Here is a 15,377-nt window from a genome sequence, read left to right as displayed (position 1 = left end):
ATCGGCGTCACCTCGGGGCCCTGCGAGCACGGCACATTCGGGGCGCCGGGCCCCGAGGTGACGCCGATCAGCTCCCAGCGGCCGTCCCGGCCTTTTTGGACCTGCGGTCCGCCGGAGTCCCCGAAGCACGCCATGGCCTTGGGCCCGGTGGTGATCGTGCACAGCCGGGTCCTGTTCGCGTAGCCGGGCGCGCACTCGGACTCGGTGCCCCTGCGAGTGTTCAGCTCCTGCAGCCGGTCCGGGAACTTGAACTCGGTGTCGACGGTGGTGCCAAAGCCCAGGAGCCGGGTCGGTGTGCCGGGCGGCCCTGCCTGCTCGGCGATCTTGATGGGCTGCTGGGCGACCGGGCGGTCCAGGCGTATCAGCGCGATGTCGTTCTTGTTGGCGGCCTTGTTGTCGCCGTTCACATAGCCGGGATGGACGAAGGTCCGGTCGATCTTCCGGATAGTGCCGCCGGACTTGCGGTGGTCGCTACCGACCCGCACGATGCCGTCCAGCTTGAGCCCCTCTACCTTCACGCAGTGAGCTGCCGTCAGTACCCACTGCTGCTCGATCAGCGATGCCCCACAGTTCCCGTCGATCAGACCCTGGTCCGGGGCCGACGCCGGGATGACCGCCATGAACGGGTAGCTCTCGGTGGAGTCCGACCCGTTGACGATGGCTCCGGCGCTGCCGGCCAAGACAGTGACACAGGCCGCGGCGGCGAGAGCGCAGACGGCAGCGGTGCGGGCGGTACGGCGGCGCGGCGGCTTGAAGCTGAACACAGAGGGTTCCCTTTTGCTTGGTGGATCCGTATGTCCTCAGCCTCGTTGCCCGAAACCTGTCGCACCATCCGGGCAACGGGTCGGTCGATGGTATGGCCAGCCCCCCTGTACTGGGAAAACTCGAGCCGGCGGCGGGCCGGACGTGTGGGAGCGGTGACCTACTCGTCGTCGACTGCGCGCAGGTGGTGATGGGCTTTGCGATGCTGCTGCTCCCACTGGGCGATGAGTTCCTCGTCCGTCATGGCGTCTGTCTCTGGTGTGTGCAGCATGAGGCGTCAGGCTGGCCCGAACAGCCGGACAGTCATGACGGGTCGTACCAAGCAAATGCGGCGATCCGCCAGCCCTCCGGAGTGCGTACAAACTGGAAGGACTTGGCGCCACCGCCCTCGAACGGCTCGCCGTCCAGGATCCCGGACTTGCGGTATTCGCCGATCCGCGACGCGATATCGCCCGCGATCTCGGTGCGCTCGGAGGTCTCCCACTCGGAGAATTCGACCAGCCGACCGTCGGTCAGCAGCTTCTGGCGAGGCTCGATGAACTCGTCCACTGTGTAGACCGTGAACTTCGGGCCGGTCATGACGATCACACCGCCAGGGACAACCAGCCTGCGGATCCGCTCCACATCGGCGAGGCGGCCACCACGGTTGTCGAAGGCGCCGAAGAACTCGGCGGTCACCGCATCAATCTCGATCTTGGACATGGGGCGACCGTAGCACCGGACGGACGAACGTACGGAGAACATGGATTACGCTCTCAGGCTCCGTCTACTGAACTCCGGTAGCGCGCAGAGCCTGAGGGAGCTGCTAGGACGACTCGAACGCGATCTCGCCGGAAGGGAGGGAAGCGTGACCGCAGACTCCGGCAGGCGCCAGCGGACTCTCGCTGTCGTATACCGCGTCGGCAGGACGCGACTGTGATGGTGCATGGGTTCGAGTCGTAGATGCAGTTGTCATGAGGACCGCAGTTGGTCAGCAAGTCGCGGCTGACCGTGGACGGTACCCGCGCCGAGCCGTGCCGCGGTCTCCTGCAGCGCCAGGCGTTGTTCTCGCAGTGCGGCGCTTCGCCGGCATTTAAGCAGAGACATACATGGCCCCGTCCGGGTATGCCGAGACCGTGTCCACCTCCGTCAGATGTGAGTACTCCTGCCTGGAGTCGAGGCGAGCGTGAGGACCCAACGGTCCCTGTTGGTCCACTTTCAGCTGTCGCCGACACGCCGACACACCGTTGGCCAGACTCGCACGACCCGCGCGGCGGTCTGGACGAGATGGCCGAGGATCGATCAGATCGGCCGTACATGGCGCAGGCATTGTCTGGCCAGCCTCTTGCTCAGCCCTGTGGAGCGGGCGAGTTCGGCGGCGTTCACCGATGTCGAGTCCCTTTTCCGCTGGGCTTGTAGTGCGGCTGCGACTCGCTGCAGAGCCCATGGGGGAAGCTTGTTCGGCATGGTCACAGTTCTCTGGTGAAGAGGGAAGCGATGGGAGGCAGGGGCTGTTCTCGGTGACATGCGTGCTGCGCGGGGAGGATGTCAACGGGTGCTGGAGGCCCGGGCTCACAAAGCAGCGCCATCCTTGACGACCAGTTGGACCAGGACCGGCTCGCGGCGGCCGAATGCACGGACGCCGCCTGCCAGTTGCATCTCCTCAGTGATCGTGCGAAGCCATCGTCCTGGAACGGTCGGGTTCGCCTGAGGAGAGGCGAGTCCCGTCGGCGTTCCTCACCCACAGCGGTTTGAGCCGGTAGGTCAGCAGGTACAGGAGCGCGCCTGCTCCCGTTGCGACAAACATGCTGAGATCACCGGCGCCCGGATGGGCCACCGAGAACGGTCCGGTGTAGAAGCTGGACTGCCAGAACGGCACGGATGCGGCGACCCCGCCTGCCCACGCGACGAATCCCCAGTCCAGCACGCGGGAGCGGTCGTAGAGTTCGGGGATGCGGCTCGCGTCGGAGCGGCCGCCCAGGTAGTAGTCGAGCAGCAGCACGGCGGCGAAGGGGGCGATGAAGTATGCGGTGAGGTTGAGGAAGACCTTGAACTTGGCCTCGGTCCCGGACGCGCCCCACAGGCTGAGGGCGTACGCCAGCACGCAGATGCCGACGACGGCCTGGGTGCGGGTGACGGGCACCTTCAGCGTCTGGATGGAGATGGCGCCGCCGTAGACGTTGAGGAAGTTCTGCGCCAGTGCCGACAGCCCGACCGCGAGCAGGGCGGGAAGGGCGAAGGGGCCGGCGAGTTGGTGCAGGGCGGTGATCGAGTCAGAGCTGGTTGCGCTGCCGCCGACGACCACGCCCAGGATGCCGAGCCAGCAGATGGTGACGAAGTTGCCCAGGCCGGTGTACCAGGCGGTGCGCGTGACGACCTCGCGGGTGTCCGGCAGGTAGCGCGAGTAGTCCGAGGCGAAGGGCGCCCAGGCCACCAGGAAGGACAGGAACCAGCCGCCGAAGGTGACCAGGCCGCCGGTGGAGCCGATGTATCCCTGCGCGTGGGGGTTGGCGTGGAAGACGCTTCCGCCGCGTACGACGGCCACCACGGTGATCAGTGCGAACAGGGGCGTCAGGACGTAGGTCAGCGCCTTCTGCAAAAAGTTGATCATGTTGTAGCCGAAGATGGCGACGACCATCTCGACCAGTGTCAGCAGCCCGGCGCACAGCCAGAACGGCAGGTGGGTCAGCCCGGCGAACGCCTTGCCGCCGAGGATGACGGTCACGGACGCCCATCCGACGCCGGCGAAAACGTTGATGTAGGCGACGGGAATGAAGTTGCCGAAGAAGCCCAGCGGTCCGCGGGCCTGGATCTGCTGCGGCACGCCGAGCCGTACGCCCATCCGGGACATCACGGCCATGAGCAGGGAGCCCAGTGCCGCCCCGATGACGATGGCGGTGACAGCGGCGGGGAAGCTCAGCCCGAACCAGGCCGCACTGAACCCGAGCAGGATGATGGGAAAGTTCAAGCCGGCGGCGAACCAGACGAAGAACTGCGAACTAGGCTTGCCGTGCCGCTCGTTGTCAGGGATGTGGTCGACCCCGAAGGGCTCGACCTTCGCTACCGCGCTGCCGTACACCGGCGCCGAGGCATCATGGGACATGGCGTGCTCCTGAGGCGGAGGAAGAAGGCTGCTTGAAGGGGGAGGCGACTGCTGGGTCTCACCCATGCGGAAGTCGTTCGTGAGATATCGGAAAAATCCGATGCTGCGGACCTGCGAGGCGAGGCGGTGGGTGGCGATGACCCGGCCGGCGAAGACGAGGGGCTGGAGGCCTGGCGCGTGATCAGGGGTGTGGGAGCGGGGCGGCCGGGGAAGGCCGACGAGCTGTGGGTCGTCTTCCGGTGAACGGAGAGCGTTCGCACCACAGTTGGACGACCTTCCCGGGCCCGCGGCTGCGCCAGACGGTCTCGGTTTACTGGAACGCCGGTGCGACTTCCTTGATGAACAGCTCCAACGACCTGCGCTTCTCCTCGTGGGGCAGGCTGGTGTCGATCCAGAAGCTGTACTCGTCGATGCCGAGCTCCTGATAGGTGCGCAGCCGTTCGATGATTTCGGCCGGGGTGCCGATCATTGCTGTCTTGTGCAGCGACTCCGGTTCGAACTCGGGGCGGTCTGCGAACTTCGACTCGGGGCTGGGGGCGAGGAACCCGTTCTGCGGGGTGGTCTTGTTGCCGAACCAGGCGTCGAAGGTCCGGTAGAACCGGCCGATCGCCTCCGCGGCCGGTCGCCACCCGTCGGGCTGGTCGGGGGAGTGGACATGGGTGTGCCGCAGCACCATCAGCTCGGGACGCGGCACTTCGGGGTGGTTGGCCACGGCGGTGTCGAACTTCCGCTTCAGGTCGACGACTTCCTCGTCCCCCTTCATGAGCGGGGTGACCATGACGTTGCAGCCCTGAGCGACGGCGAAGTCGTGGGAGTCGGGGTCGCGGGCGGCGATCCACATGGGCGGGGTGGGCTGCTGCACCGGCTTGGGTACGCTGGTCGAGGTCGGGAACTGCCAGATCTCGCCGTCGTGGGCGTAGTCGCCCTGCCAGAGCGCCCGGACGGCGGGCACGAGCTCGCGAAGGTGCTTGCCGCCGTCGCGGGCCGACAGCCCACCCGCCAACCGGTCGAACTCGAACTGGTAGGCGCCCCGGGCGAGCCCCACCTCCATCCGGCCGTTGCTGATGACATCGAGCAGCGCGCATTCGCCGGCGGCCCGGATCGGGTTCCAGAACGGAGCGATGATGGTCCCGGCGCCGAGGCGGATGGTCGAGGTCTTCGCGGCCAGGTTGGCGAGCAGCGGCATCGGGCTGGGGGAGATGGTGTATTCCATCGCGTGGTGCTCGCCGATCCACACGGTGCCGAACCCGCCGGCCTCGGCCATCAGGGCCAGCTCGGTGAGATTCTCGAAGAGCTGGCGGTGGCTGACCTCCTCGTCCCAGCGCTCCATGTGCACGAACAACGAAAACCTCATGACTGCTCCTCGTCTTGCGTGCCGGTCAGGTGTCGGCTCTTGCCCTGGCCGGTGTGTTCGTCGGTGGTCGCGCCGGACTGTCCCGTGCCGGCGGCGTCCATCTCGGTGAGGGTGACGTCGCCGGTGACCCAGTGGGAGCGGGGAACCTCGTGAACGACGACACGGATGTATTCGGGCTTGGTATTGGTGGTGCGGAGGACGGCGGCGTGTACTTCGTGCAGCAGGTCCCTGATCTGGTCCGGAGTGCGGCCTTCGGCGAGGGTGATGGCGACCTGCGGCATGTCAGCTCCGCATGGTGAACGGATCGGCCACAGGCTCCTCGCTGGTGTTGATCCACACGCTCTTGAGGCGCGTGTACTCCTTGATGGTCTCGGTGCCGTGCTCGACGCCGACGCCGCTGGTCTTGAAGCCCTGCCGCGGGGACATGGGGGACATGGCCCGGTAGGTGTTGACCCAGACGGTCCCGGCGTCGAGTCGTGCCGCCATCCGGTGTGCCCGGGCGAGGTTCGTCGTCCAGACGCCGGCCGCGAGCCCGTAGTCGGTGTCGTTGGCCAGACGTAGGACCTCGTCCTCGGTGTCGAACGGCATGATGGCGAGGACGGGGCCGAAGATCTCCTCGCGTACGACGCGCATGCTGTTGTCGACGTCCACGAGGATGGTGGGCTCGTAGAAGTAGCCGCCGAGCCCGCCGTCGGTGGCGTGCCCACCGGTCAGCACCCGGGCGCCTTCGCTGCGTCCGAGATCGACGTATCCGGCCACCTTGTCGCGCTGGTCGGCGAAGGCCAGCGGGCCGAGCTCGGTCTGCTCGTCCAGAGGGTCGCCGATGCGGATGGTCTTGGCGCGTTCGGCGACGCGCTCGAGCAGCTCGTCGTAGACCGACCGGTGGGCGAAGACGCGGCTGCCGGCGATGCAGGTCTGTCCGGCGGCGGCGAAGATGCCGGCGACGACTCCCATCGCCGCGTTCGGGATGTTCGCGTCCTCGAACACGATGTTGGGGGACTTGCCGCCGAGCTCGAGCGTGGAGCCGATGAACCGGCTTGCGGTCGCCGCGGCGATGCGGGCCCCGGTGGCGGTGCTTCCGGTGAAGGAGATCTTCGCGAGGTCGCGGTGGTCGACCAGGGCCTGTCCGGCTTCGGCCCCGAATCCGGTGACGACGTTCACCGCTCCCGGCGGGAACCCTGCCTCGAGCGCGAGCTCGGCGAGCCTGAGGACGGTGGCCGAGGTGTATTCGGAGGGCTTGATCACGACGGTGTTGCCGGTGCAGAGGGCAGGGGCCAGCTTGCTGCTGGTCAGCGTCAGGGGGGAGTTCCAGGGCGTGATCGCCCCGACAACCCCCAGCGGCTCCCGGGCCGTGTAGTTCAGCACCTGGCGGTCGGAGGTGGGGATGAAGTCGCCGTGGATCTTGTCGGCGAGTCCGGCGTAGTAATGGTAGTACTCCGGCAAGGTGGCCAGCTGCCCTCGCATCTCGCGCAGCAGCTTGCCGTTGTCCTGGGTCTCCATCCGGGCGAGATCTTCGGCGTTCTCGGCGATCAGGTCACCGAGGCGGCGCAGCAGGTGACCCCGCCGCGTCTGGCTGAGATCGCGCCAGCGCGGGTCTTCGAAGGTTTTCTTCGCGGAGGCGACGGCCCGGTCGATGTCGGTCGCGTCGCCGCGCGCGGCCCGGTAGAGGACCTCGCGGGTGGCCGGGTTGGTGCTCTCGAAGTAATCGCCCGACGCGGGCTCCGCCGGCTCCCCGCCGATGAAGTGCTGCAGCGTGGTGAGGTCAGACATGTGCGCGCTCTCCGAGGAAGGTGGTGAGGGAGTCGACGAGCGCCTGGGGACGCTCGATGGGCAGCATGTGACGCGCCTCGGGGACGACCACCGCTCGGCAGTCGGGAAGCGCGGCGGCGAGCCGCCGGGTCATCTCGGGGGTGGAGCCCGGATCGTTTTCACCCGTCACAGCGAGTGCGGGTACGGCGATGCGGCCCAGGCGCGGTCCGAGTTCCGCGTCCGCCGAGGCGAACACGCGATAACAGCCGAGGAAGGAGCCGACGTGATTGGCGAGCAGCGTGGCCTCGGTGCGGGCCACCCGGTCCGCGTCGACATCCGTGCCGTCGTACCACCGCTTCAGGCTTGCGGCCGCGCTCGCCTTGAAGTCGGCCTCCGCGGTGCGCAGGCGGGCGAGGACCGAGGCCCGCTCCTCGGCCGTACGGGCGCACACCGAGCTGACCGAGGTCAGGGTCGCCACCAGCTGGGGGCGGTGCAGCGCCAGATGCTGGGCGACGAGCGCTCCCAGCGAGAATCCGACCAGGTGCGATCCGGCCGGGATCTCATCCGCCACCCCGTCGGCCAGGTCTGCGAGGATCACTCCGTCGGGCACCGGCGGGCGGGTGCCGTGGCCCGGCAGGTCGGGGGTGATCACGGTGAAGCGGTCGGCCAGGAGCGCGGCGGTGGGTTCCCACATGGTGTGGTCGAGTCCGACGCCGTGCAGCAGGACCACGGTCGGCTTGCTCATGAGCACCTACTGTTCGGTCGTGAGCGGCGCCAGGCGCTGCTGGGGGCGTCCCTGAGCGGCGGCGGCGAGCGCGATGACGATCTCGTTCGGGTGCGGGGCATCGCTGATCCGGACCTCGAAGCTCTGGTGGTGCGAGCGGATCGTGGCGTCGGTGATGTGCTTGAGCGGGATGTCGAAGACCACGCCCGCGGGCCCGCGCTTTTCGACCGCGGGCAGCAGGGTGGTCGCATTGGCCGCCTTGCGGAAGTGGTCGCCGAACTTGAGGGTGTGGATCAGACCGGAGCCGTGCTCGATCTCGCCGTCCAGGCCGACGATGGCGGCCTTGCCGTACGCCTCCGCAGGCTCACCGAGGGCGTCGAGAACCGCCGGGGCCAGCAGCGCGCCGAGGTCGGAGGCATGCGCGTCGATGCCGGGGCCGAGATCCTCGACGAAGCCCTGACCAGCCCAGGGATTCTCGATCACCGCTGCGACGACGGCGACGCGAGCGGGGCGGGTCACCTCTCGGCCACCCTCCGCGCGGATCTCTTCGACGACGGTCACGATCTTGCGGACGCTCATGAGGGAACAGCCTCCAGGGTTTCGGTGGTGACTACGGGGTCGGTCATGCGGTCCCCGATACGGGGGTGCGGCCGCGGCCCCGTCGACGCGGCTGCGATGACGACGATCTCGTCCGCACGCGGCGCGTCGGGTACGCGGGCGCTGATGGTCTGGTAGTGGCTGCGTGTCGCGGCATGTGTCTTGTGCCAGAGAGGGACGATCAATGTCTCTCCGGCCTCGGCGCGCGTGTCGGCGAAACAGATGATGGACTCGCCCTGGAGGAACTCTCTCACCAGGTTCCCGAAGTACGGGGTGTGGATGAGTGCCCCGGCGTGCTCGATCTCGCCCGTCGTGCCGACTATGGCGGCCTTGCCGAACGCTTCGATCTCGTCCGCACCGCCCATGGACGCGATGAGCCGGTCGGTCAGCAGCTTCGCGAGCACCGGAGCGATGCGAGCTTGCTCCATGGACAGGTCGGTCGAAGGGCCGGAGCCCACCCATGGATTCCGTATGACCGCGGCGACGCTGGCGCGCTGCACGGGCCGCGCGGGTGTCTCGCCCGCCTCGGTGAAGACGACATCCCGGTAGAGCACGAGCTTGCGGAGACCGATGCTCTCGTCAGGTTGTTCCAAGCTCTCTTGCATGGCACAGGACCATAGGCATCCATTCCCAGACCGGTCAAGGGGTTGAGCGCAACGGCTTCCTCGGCCCCTGAAGTGCCCGAGCCGGTCGCTAAGAAAGTACCTATGAACTGGATGTTTGGGAGGTAGCGAGGTCGTTGGGTGATTCGATGCCCCCGAACTCTTGACGCTCCATCCCTGGCATGCCTTACTGCTTCTTGTATGCCAGTGCGGGCCGGATGCCGGGTCTCATGGGACCTTGGAGTTCGTGTCTTTCATCCTTGGACGGGTTGTGGAAACAGCGCCCCACAGCCATGGGGGCCAGGGAAGAAACCACCACGAACGGCACAGCCGAAGGCGCCGGCGGAGGGGACGAGCACGGTTCCGCTTCCGCCGTACAGCTCGGCACCTCCAGCAGCGTGCCGGCACGCCGGTTCCTACCGGCGGACCGACCGCACTCCACAATGCCGCCACCGTGGGAGGAGAAAAGATGGCGCACATCGACGCCCGTCGAGAACTCATCGAAAAGGTATGGGCCGAGGCATGGGGGCACGGTGACGTCGATGCCCTCGACGCGTTGCTGAGTCCGGCCTACCTGCGCCACGGGACAGACCCGCACCCGCAGAACCTGGAGGCCTTCAAGGCGGCGATCGTCTCCACGCGAGCGGCGTTCCCTGACCTGACCACCACCATCGACGACATCGTGGTCGAAGGTGACAGGGCCGCGATCCGCTGGCACAGCAGCGGAACCCACGTGAATTCGTTCCTCGGTGTCCCGCCCACCAAGCGGCGCGTCGAGGTAAGCGGCGCCACGTTCGCCCGGTTCCAGGCGGACCGCGTCGTCGAGGAGCATGTGACGTGGGATCCCCGCGCTCTGCTCTCGGCACTCGGCATCATCAGTGTGGGACAGGACTGACGATCAAGATGACTAGGAGCACCCTCATGGCCGCGCTTGCCCCGACCCCCGAAATCGACGTGATGAAGCAGGTCAACCGGCAGTTCGTCACCGGCGTCACGGTCGTGACCGCGATGGACGGGGAAACCCCCAGAGGGCTGGCCGTCAACGCATTCTCGAGCATCTCTCTCGACCCTCCCACCGTGATGGTGTGCGTCCAGCACACCTCGTCCACCCACGACTGCCTGTTCCGGGCGGACCACCTCGCGATCAACATCCTGTCCACCGATCAACTCGACGTCGTCGGCACGTTCGCGAGCAAAGCCGCCGACAAGTTCAAGGACCTCGACTGGGAGAGCGGCCCGTTCGGCAGCCCGCTGATCGCCCGCAGCAGCGCACAGATGGAAGTGCAGATCCGCGAGCGGCTCCAGGCCAGTACGCACACGATCTTCATCTGCCGAGTGGTGCACGCCGCAGTCGCCGAGCGCCATCCCATGGTCTACAGCGCGGGCAAGTTCTTCGACGGCGGCGCGCTCACACCTCTGGGATGATTCAGCGGGCAGTACGGGAGATGGAGGAGTACTCGGTGAATCGCGCGAAGAGCGAACCGAAGAACGGATCGATGCAGGCCACGGTGATCGCCGAGATGCGCAGGCGCATCATCAAGGGCGACATCGAACCTGGAGCTCCGCTCTCGGAGCTGGCCCTCGCGGACGAGTTCGGCGTGAGCCGTACGCCGGTGCGCGAAGCCCTCAAACAGCTACAGACGGAAGGGCTGGTCGAGATCCGGCCCCGCGTCGGGACGTTCGTCACCATCCCCTCCCGCCGTGAGATCACGGAACTCTTCGAGATGAAGGAACTCATCGAGGGCGCGGCCGCCCGCCTCCTCGCCCAGCGCGGCCGCGTCCCGGAGATCGACCTACTCGAGCGAAACCTGCGCGAGGCCGATGAAGCGGTGGAGCGGGACGACCGGGAGCGATACGCAGAGCTCGTTCACGAGTTCCACGATCTGCTCGTGGCCGGCGCCGACAACACAAAGTTGCAGGCCCACTACCGAATGTTGATGAATCAGCTGGCGTACGCCCGGCTGGTGATGACCTCACTGAGTCAGCCGGGCCGCGCCACCCAGTCCGACCGGGAGCATCACTTGGTCCTGGAGCTGATCCTGGCAAAGGACGGCGACAGTGCCGAGCAGGTGATGCGTGAGCACGTCAGGGCAAGCCGGCGGGCTCTACTGGCGGGTCTGCCCATCAGCGGCCGACACGCGGGGTCCGGCGTGGCAAGTAACTGATTTTGGGCGCATCCAGCCGCTTCATCGCTTCCCAATCAGGTTGAGCCGGAGCGGGTAGGCGCGATTCCGGCCGTGCGATGGAGCCGGCGTGGAACAGTCGCGATGCACGGGTAGCCACCGCCGACTCAGGCGGCAGCGGGAGCGGCTCCCCGCCCACCCTGGTGACCAGCTGCGGCATGTTCCGGCCGGGCATCCTCCCGTGCCTTCCACGGTCACGCCAGCTTCCGCGGTGAGATCCTCGAATACGGCAGTCCGGTCACTTCACCGGCTCCCTGGCCCGCGAGGCCGGCAGACGCTCGGGATCGGGGACACGGCGCTGACCGTGTGCGGTATCTCGAAGTGGCCGGTCCTCATCCTGCTGGTCACGGTAATGATCGCGATCCTGGACTGGGCGAGCCTCAACGCGAAGGTGAAGGGGTTCCGCTGGGTGACGTCAGGCAGTTCCTGGCTCTGGTGATCTGGATGGCCGCCTCCGCCGGCCGTGCGTTCTGCGTCGCCAACTTCGCCGCCTGCAAGAAGACCTACGGCACGATGGCCGGCGTCATCGTCTTCCTCGTCTGGCTGTGGATCAGCAACCTCGCCATCCTGCTGGGCCTGGAGTTCGACGCCGAGACCGTGCGCCAGCGGGCCGTCGCCGGGGGCACCCGCCCGAGGCCGAGCCCTACACCCAGCCGCGCGACAGCGCTCGCCCCGCACGGAACGGACACCGAGGCCGTCGGCTGGATGGCCAGTGCCATCCGCCTGGGCCTGGCCGCAGGCACCGCCCTGGCCGGCCCGCTCGGCGGCCACTGCGCCGTCCCCCTACTGGCCGCCGCCCTCTGCGCCGCCCTGCTCGGGACGCACACTGAGACCCCCACGCCCGCATGGCTGTCGCCTGAACCACCGGGTACGGGCACGCCGACGATGCCCGGAATGGCTATGTACGCGGGGGAGGTGTTTGCACATGACTACTGGTTCTGGCTCAACTTGTGTGTCCTGCAATTGCTTGCTGCGGGGACAGGCCAGGTACGGGCAGCGATCCTGCGGCTCGGCGGCGGTGACGTCGACTCTGATGAGCGCCGTGAAGTCTGTGCCGAGCTGACCGACGTGGTCGCCTCGGCGAGAGCAGCCCGGGCCCGACTCAACGCACGCCTGGTGAAACGCATCGAACGCATTCTCGGGCAGTCAATCAGGCGGCTGTAGCCGCGAGGGACACGATTGGGAACGTCTTGCTGGGCCAACGGAACGCGTTTCCTGAGGAGCTGGGACCCGACATTGTCGAAGCACGACCTCTTCACGGCCCCGGTGCTCGTCCCAATCGCTTTGACGACGGCTTATTTTCGGGCAACTTCGTAAGCCGTCCGCGATCACCAGTGCCCTCACTCACAGTGGCCGCGTCACAAACGTTGAGCTTGAACCACAACTCGCGTACGCAGCCACCGGGAAGAGCGCGTGCCCCGGGTCAAAACGGCGGGTCGTCGCTATACCCACCTGTCCAGCGTTCCGCGACCCGCCGGGCGCGGGATGCGCAGGCTGCCACGTCGTCCGCGTTTTGCAGGCCGCTGATGTCGTGGCTCCACGCCGTCAAGGCTTCCAGGACGCGGTCGCGTCTGCAGCGGTCGGTGCTTGTGGACAGACAGCAGACGCCGGGCATGGCCGGCCAGTTCGCCTCGGCGCGCAGTGAGGGCTGGGTGCTCTGCCAGGGGGAGGACGGCCAGGAGCGCCGCGCTGGCTACGGCCGTGCCGTCGTGTTCGAGGAGCGGGTGCATTGCGCGGTAGAGCACCGGCCGAAGGTCCCGAAACGCGCGCATGTCCGGGCACTCGTCGAGAAACGTGCTGCCGGAACTGCCCTCGCCAGTGCAGACGCATTGGTCGTCGGCGTCGTAAGCGGTGCTGCCGAGCCAGTCCAGTAGCGCCGCGCGGGCGGCTAGCTGTGCTGTCCGGACAGGTTGGTGACGCGGCTGGCTGGGGGGTGGCCTACGATGCCGGTGTGGGGTCGGTGGTAGTTGTACCAGTCCAGCCTCTCGTAGCCGTTCTGCTCGGCTGCCTGAGCCTGGCCGGGTTCACGAGCGTCGTGAAATACGGCGCCTGGCGCAAACCTCGGGATCAGCGCCGTGCTGGCGTGGGCAGCCGTTGGGCTATGGAAGAAAGCCAGTCGCTGAAACGCACCGCACGGTCATCTTCTCTTTTCTCAGCCGTCGCTGATGGCGGCCGGCGAGGTGCACGGTAGCGGTGGGCCTACTGGGAGCGTAGGGGAGTTGCGATCCCTTGGAGCACTCGGCTGGCGTGGGGGAGCCCAGGTTCCATGAATGGGTCTGTGCGCCGGGGCCCTCGCGATGGTCAGCGTGCTGGTCAGGGCAGTATCTGGCACTGAAGACACGTGAACAGCATCTTGGCGACAGTCCGGCCTGCCCGGGCGCCCGCACGTGTCCCGGGGCGAAGCGAAGCTGTCCGCGGAGTCAGGAGCCGCTTTCCCTCAGGGCTAAGATTTCAACACCAACACATGCCGTGAGAGGAAGACATGGCTCAGCGCAGGGCGGGGAAGCGACCGGACGCCGTTGCGGGGATCGTCGAGGAATGGGCACGCGAGCGCCCCGAGCTGGACACATCGCCGCTCGAGGTGCTCGCCCGGCTGCACCGGTCGTATCTGCAGTACCAGGCCCGGTTGACCTCGCAGCTCGACGAGCACGGACTGTCCGTCGCCGGGTTCGACGTGCTCACCGCGCTGCGCCGGATCGGCGCACCGTACCGGCTCACCGCCGGGCAGCTCGCCGCCTCCGGGCTGATCTCCTCGGCGGGCGTGACCCTGCGCCTGGACCGACTGGAGAAGGACGGCCTGCTCGTGCGAGAACGCGATGCCGAGGACCGTCGCGTCGTGTACTCACGGCTCACGGATGCCGGCCTGAAGAAGGTGGACGAGGTGTTCGCCGCGCACCTGGAGAACGAACGCCGGATGCTCGGCGGACTCACACCCGCCGAGCGGCGTCAACTGGCCCGCCTGCTTTCCAAGTTGGAAGGCTCGATCGTCGCATCCGACGAAGCCGCGGAGGACGGGGCGGAGGCGAGCTGATCCGGCCGCAGCAGCCGGCAGGCGGCAGCCACACGCGAGCGTCCCCCGTTGCCCGCGAACAGGGCGAGGCCCGCGCTGTACCGAGCGGGCCCGCCACGAAGACCACCGGCGGTCGCCGCGCCGACCGCCGGTTGAGCAGCCGGCCGCCGGGAAACGCCGAGCCCAGTGACCGCCCGGTGCACGGGGCGAGCCTCAGTGCCCCGACGGGCGACTGCCGCCGCCCGTCGCCACGGCGGACTCCGCTTCCGGAGGAAGAAGCGGAAGGAGCCTCACGCCGTGGCGTCCGCCTTCGACTGCTGCTTCGCCTGTGCTTGGAGCAGGCGGCGCAGCCGGACGATGCCCAGGTCGTGCTGGTAGAGGTTCTCCTGCTGGTCGGCGTCCTCGGGCAGCCCTTCCAGCATCGTGCGGTCCTGCTCCAGAACCGCCCAGTGACGCTCCTCGATCAGCGTCCTGTAGAGGAACCGCCAGGTGTCGCGCTGCCAGTCCTGCACCTTCCGGTAGCGCCAGAAGAAGACGCCGGTGCGACCCGCGTCCACGGGACAGGCCATGCCGACGATGCCGAACGCGCCGCCCGGGCCCGCGGACGGCGGGTACGGGATCGACAGGTCGACCCAGTCGATGCCGGTGCGGCACAGCTCAACCCAGTCGAAGTTCACGCCGCGCTGGTCGGTCTTCTCGAAGAAGTAGCCGCGGTCCGTCTCCCGGATGCGGAACTTGGCCGTGGTGTCGCCGTCGTACATCGTGTGCGAGTCGTGGTGCAGGAACGCGCCGTGCATCGGGTCCAGCAGGTTCTCCATGGCGAACCGCCACGGGACGTTCCACTCGGCGTAGCAGAGGAAGGCGGAGATGTCCTCGTCCGCCAGTGGGTCGGGGAGGGTGAGCTCCACCGGCTCGGGGTGCTCCTCGTCGCCGAAGTACGCCAGGATCGCGCCGGCGACCTCGCGCACGGGCAGCGCCGTGACCAGAGTCTTGCCCTCCAGGTTGCAGCCGGGCAGGCCGGGCACGGAGGTGACCTTGCCGGTGCCGTCGACCTCCACGCCGTGGTACCAGCAGGCGACCCGGTCGCCCAGGTGCTTGCCGAGCGACAGCGGGGCGCCGCGGTGCGGGCAGCGGTCGGCGAGCATGGAGAGGGTGCCGTCGGACTTGCGGAACAGCAGCCAGTTCTCCCCCAGCGCCGTCACCCTGCGCAGGCCGCCGGGCTTGACGAAGTGGGACGGCACGACAGGGTGCCAGGTGTTGCGCAGCCCGTTGGCGTAGATGTGCTCGGCGGTGTCGCGGGTCGAAAGTGTCATG

General features: G+C 67.7%; 16 protein-coding genes and 1 pseudogene. 7 read left to right on the top strand and 10 right to left on the bottom strand.

All coding sequences use genetic code 11. The features are described from left to right. The 9 genes from BZY54_RS11460 to BZY54_RS11420 all read right to left on the bottom strand — a co-directional run. Nucleotides 1-764 (bottom strand): S1 family peptidase (locus BZY54_RS11460; RefSeq protein WP_086725059.1); only part of this gene is annotated, 764 nt, incomplete at its 3' end. A gap of 301 nt (nucleotides 765-1,065) precedes the next feature. Next, entirely contained in the window at nucleotides 1,066-1,464 is a 399-nt protein-coding gene (locus BZY54_RS11455; RefSeq protein WP_086725062.1) for a DUF4440 domain-containing protein, read from the bottom strand. Nucleotides 1,465-2,404: 940 nt separating this feature from the next. Further along, on the bottom strand, nucleotides 2,405-3,844 hold the full coding sequence (locus BZY54_RS11450) for a purine-cytosine permease family protein (RefSeq protein ID WP_086725058.1): 1,440 nt from the start codon (nucleotides 3,842-3,844) through the stop codon (nucleotides 2,405-2,407). Between the two features lie 310 nt (nucleotides 3,845-4,154). Further along, a complete protein-coding gene (locus BZY54_RS11445) occupies nucleotides 4,155-5,198 on the bottom strand; it encodes an LLM class flavin-dependent oxidoreductase (RefSeq protein WP_086725057.1) in 1,044 nt (347 codons plus the stop codon). Next, nucleotides 5,195-5,479: a tautomerase family protein gene (locus BZY54_RS11440; protein ID WP_086725056.1), complete on the bottom strand. Its 285-nt coding sequence runs from the start codon at nucleotides 5,477-5,479 to the stop codon at nucleotides 5,195-5,197. The genes BZY54_RS11445 and BZY54_RS11440 overlap by 4 nt, the downstream gene beginning before the upstream one ends. A 1-nt stretch (nucleotide 5,480) precedes the next feature. Further along, complete coding sequence (locus BZY54_RS11435; protein WP_086725055.1) at nucleotides 5,481-6,968, bottom strand: aldehyde dehydrogenase; 1,488 nt, start codon at nucleotides 6,966-6,968, stop codon at nucleotides 5,481-5,483. After that, nucleotides 6,961-7,692 (bottom strand): alpha/beta fold hydrolase, encoded by a 732-nt coding sequence (locus BZY54_RS11430; RefSeq protein WP_086725061.1) that lies wholly within the window; start codon nucleotides 7,690-7,692, stop codon nucleotides 6,961-6,963. The genes BZY54_RS11435 and BZY54_RS11430 overlap by 8 nt, the downstream gene beginning before the upstream one ends. Before the next feature lie 6 nt (nucleotides 7,693-7,698). Continuing rightward, a complete protein-coding gene (locus BZY54_RS11425; RefSeq protein WP_086725054.1) occupies nucleotides 7,699-8,250 on the bottom strand; it encodes an amino acid synthesis family protein in 552 nt (183 codons plus the stop codon). Further along, nucleotides 8,247-8,873 carry an amino acid synthesis family protein gene (locus BZY54_RS11420; protein WP_086725053.1) on the bottom strand — a complete coding sequence of 209 codons (627 nt, stop codon included), beginning with the start codon at nucleotides 8,871-8,873 and terminating at the stop codon, nucleotides 8,247-8,249. Before BZY54_RS11420 ends, BZY54_RS11425 begins: the two co-directional genes overlap by 4 nt. 466 nt (nucleotides 8,874-9,339) lie before the next feature. On the opposite strand from BZY54_RS11420, the gene BZY54_RS11415 reads away from it, so the two are divergent. The 7 genes and pseudogenes from BZY54_RS11415 to BZY54_RS11385 all read left to right on the top strand — a co-directional run bounded on the left by BZY54_RS11415 (nucleotide 9,340) and on the right by BZY54_RS11385 (nucleotide 14,084). Then, nucleotides 9,340-9,765, top strand: coding sequence for an ester cyclase (locus BZY54_RS11415; protein ID WP_086725052.1), 426 nt, complete (start codon nucleotides 9,340-9,342; stop codon nucleotides 9,763-9,765). Between the two features lie 26 nt (nucleotides 9,766-9,791). Beyond that, nucleotides 9,792-10,295 (top strand): flavin reductase family protein, encoded by a 504-nt coding sequence (locus BZY54_RS11410; protein WP_086725051.1) that lies wholly within the window; start codon nucleotides 9,792-9,794, stop codon nucleotides 10,293-10,295. 20 nt (nucleotides 10,296-10,315) lie between these two features. Further along, a complete protein-coding gene (locus tag BZY54_RS11405; RefSeq protein WP_244217099.1) occupies nucleotides 10,316-11,035 on the top strand; it encodes a GntR family transcriptional regulator in 720 nt (239 codons plus the stop codon). A gap of 260 nt (nucleotides 11,036-11,295) precedes the next feature. Further along, nucleotides 11,296-11,883, top strand: a pseudogene (locus BZY54_RS11400) (YihY/virulence factor BrkB family protein); the annotation flags it as partial. Nucleotides 11,884-11,947: 64 nt separating this feature from the next. Then, nucleotides 11,948-12,217, top strand: coding sequence for a hypothetical protein (locus tag BZY54_RS11395; RefSeq protein WP_143668037.1), 270 nt, complete (start codon nucleotides 11,948-11,950; stop codon nucleotides 12,215-12,217). Between the two features lie 449 nt (nucleotides 12,218-12,666). Continuing rightward, nucleotides 12,667-12,927 (top strand): hypothetical protein, encoded by a 261-nt coding sequence (locus BZY54_RS11390; protein WP_143668036.1) that lies wholly within the window; start codon nucleotides 12,667-12,669, stop codon nucleotides 12,925-12,927. A gap of 608 nt (nucleotides 12,928-13,535) precedes the next feature. Continuing rightward, entirely contained in the window at nucleotides 13,536-14,084 is a 549-nt protein-coding gene (locus tag BZY54_RS11385; RefSeq protein ID WP_086725047.1) for a MarR family winged helix-turn-helix transcriptional regulator, read from the top strand. 269 nt (nucleotides 14,085-14,353) lie between these two features. On the opposite strand, the gene BZY54_RS11380 is transcribed toward BZY54_RS11385, so the two are convergent. Beyond that, on the bottom strand, nucleotides 14,354-15,376 hold the full coding sequence (locus BZY54_RS11380) for an aromatic ring-hydroxylating oxygenase subunit alpha (RefSeq protein WP_086725046.1): 1,023 nt from the start codon (nucleotides 15,374-15,376) through the stop codon (nucleotides 14,354-14,356). Nucleotide 15,377 lies beyond the last annotated feature (1 nt).

Origin of the sequence: Streptomyces carpinensis, assembly GCF_002154505.1 — a bacterium.
Classification (GTDB): domain Bacteria; phylum Actinomycetota; class Actinomycetes; order Streptomycetales; family Streptomycetaceae; genus Streptomyces; species Streptomyces carpinensis.
This window is presented reverse-complemented; position numbering and strand designations above follow the sequence as displayed.